The organism is Erysipelatoclostridium sp. An173, from assembly GCF_002160495.1.
In the GTDB taxonomy this organism is placed as follows: domain Bacteria; phylum Bacillota_I; class Bacilli_A; order Erysipelotrichales; family Coprobacillaceae; genus Thomasclavelia; species Thomasclavelia merdavium.
On record NZ_NFKR01000083.1, the window covers coordinates 1 to 2,326 of the forward strand.

General features: G+C 32.3%; 1 protein-coding gene. It reads right to left on the reverse strand.

Annotation, left to right across the window (positions count from 1 at the left end; all coding sequences use genetic code 11):
• Nucleotides 1-213: 213 nt before the first annotated feature.
• Entirely contained in the window at nucleotides 214-2,058 is a 1,845-nt protein-coding gene (locus tag B5F09_RS14405; protein ID WP_087375014.1) for an IS1634 family transposase, read from the reverse strand.
• Nucleotides 2,059-2,326: the final 268 nt, after the last annotated feature.

Consider the following 2,326-nt stretch of genomic DNA (forward strand, 5'->3'; position numbering starts at 1 on the left):
CATCACTTCTAAAGAAATACTCTGTATAATACTTTTAGAAAGAAGGGGAAATCGTGAAAAAATATGAGATTGATATGTGTAATGGGCCACTATTAAAGCAAATTATAATCCCGTTTTCGACACTTGTTGAAGAATAAAAAGGCGGAAACCCTTGTTATATAAGGTTTTTTCGCCTTTTTTCTTGTTTAAAAAAATGTTGTATGGGAATGTTTGCTATAAAATTTTTTTAATTTTTTTTCGTAGGACTTTTGGTTGATAATATTCCTTGTTTAGCTCCAATCCAAATACTTCATTTAAGGCATTGCACAGTTCGCTTCCACTATATGTTGATTGATAATAGATATCATGATTATTCACTACATTCATATTCTTTAGATTTTCTATTATTTCTCCTGTCGTAAAGTGATAGTTATGCTGTTTTAATTTTACTTCCAGTAACCTATATATCAATAATGCTGTATAACATACCATGAAATGTCCTATGATTCTGTCTTCTCTTCTATGATTGACTGGTCTTGCTTTAAAATATGTTTTCAATACCCTGAAACAGTCTTCTATTTTATATCGCTGTGAATTGATCTCGAATATTTCTTTTGCGTCTTTGATTGCATCAAGATTTGTAGCTATTGCATAATAGCCATCATATTTTTCTTCTTCTTTTATCAGCTCTTCGTTGATAATGTAGGTGTCTTTCTTGTTTTCTGCCTTCATGATGAATCTTTTTGGATCGTTTTGATTCTTTTTTAGATCTTCTACTCTATCGTTCCTGATCAGCTTTTTGGCTCTTTCTATCTGCTTATTTCTTATTTTTCTTTGATATTCCATCATTTTTCTTGAAAATGTAATGATGACATATTGATTCAAGGTCCCTTTTGCCTTTCTTTTTCTCGTTTTTCCGGTTTTTGTTGTATATATTTCTTCAAGTCCCAGGTCAACGAGCTTATCAGCTGGTATGACCTTGTAGGCATGATCGTTGTATAAGTTGAGGTTGTTTTTGTCTTTTTTATCAAAACTTTTCATTTCCTCTATGCTTATAACCTTGTTGTTTGACAATAATTTATACTCGAAGTCATTGAATACTGCTTCTTTCAAAGTATCAGATAATTTTTTTATCGATTGCGTTACTATGAAGGCACGATTGCCAAATGAATTGAATTTCCGTATGTCCAATGAACCTAGACCAGCATCAGCACAATAGATAAGTTTCTTATTGGTAAATGTCCTGAGCATTTTTTCTTCAGTAGCTGTAGCACATACCTGTTCATTCTGATTGCCTGGATTGATGCACATTGATATAGGAATACCCGCACCATCCATAAAAAGTCCCATCTGCACAAGCGGAGCAGGTTGATGCTGCTTGGATATGCCGTATTTTCTCAGTCCTAAGGAAATGAGTTCACCAGTAACATCATCATAATCATCCTCATCAGGCTCTTCGATTTCAAAGTAGTAATTGGTACAGTCAAAATAACAGACAGATGTATCGCGCTTGACGATATTATTGCTGTTTGTAAAAAGATGACCGATATAATCATCAAAATTTTCAGCCAAAAGAGAGTGATGTTTCAGGATATTATGATACTGGATATCAGGTGCTTCAAAATATGAATCAAGATGCTTGAAGGTTCCCAGTTTAGAACGAGGCTCAAGAATCCTGTCAAAAGTTACAAAACGATTAATTTCGTTGACATCATAAGTAATCTTTGTACGGGAAACAATATCATCAAAGAAATCCCTGATTTTCAGATCATGATAAATTTTTTGAAGATAAAGATAGCCTATATTGATATTAAGCGATTTTGAAATCTTATCTGAAGAGGACAGCTGCTTATCAAAATCTATAGAGATATTGATTTTGATTTTATTATTTTTGATATCGTCATTATAAGCTTTGACCATATCCTTAGCATATTGAAGAGGATCATCGGTAATTTTGAGAAGATCGTTATGTTTACCAATGACCTTAACGTTTCTGGTAGTTGTTTTTTTACCATTACGAATACCCTGCTGGATAAAATAAGTAGGATTTTTAGATTTTTTATCATAGTTAAGTTTCATGGGACAGCACCTCCATAACCATTATAACACATAATACAACACCGTACAACATTAAATCTCATAAAATTTGACAAAATAAAAATGCAAAAAACTCTGATTAAATGAAGTGTTTTTGCATTTTAGTTATAAGTGTTTTGTGTCATAAGTGTCGAAAACCCGTTCAGAATTAGAAAAGTCATCACTTCTAAAGAAATACTCTGTATAATACTTTTAGAAAGAAGGGGAAATCGTGAAAAAATATGAGATTGATATGTGTAATGGGCCACTA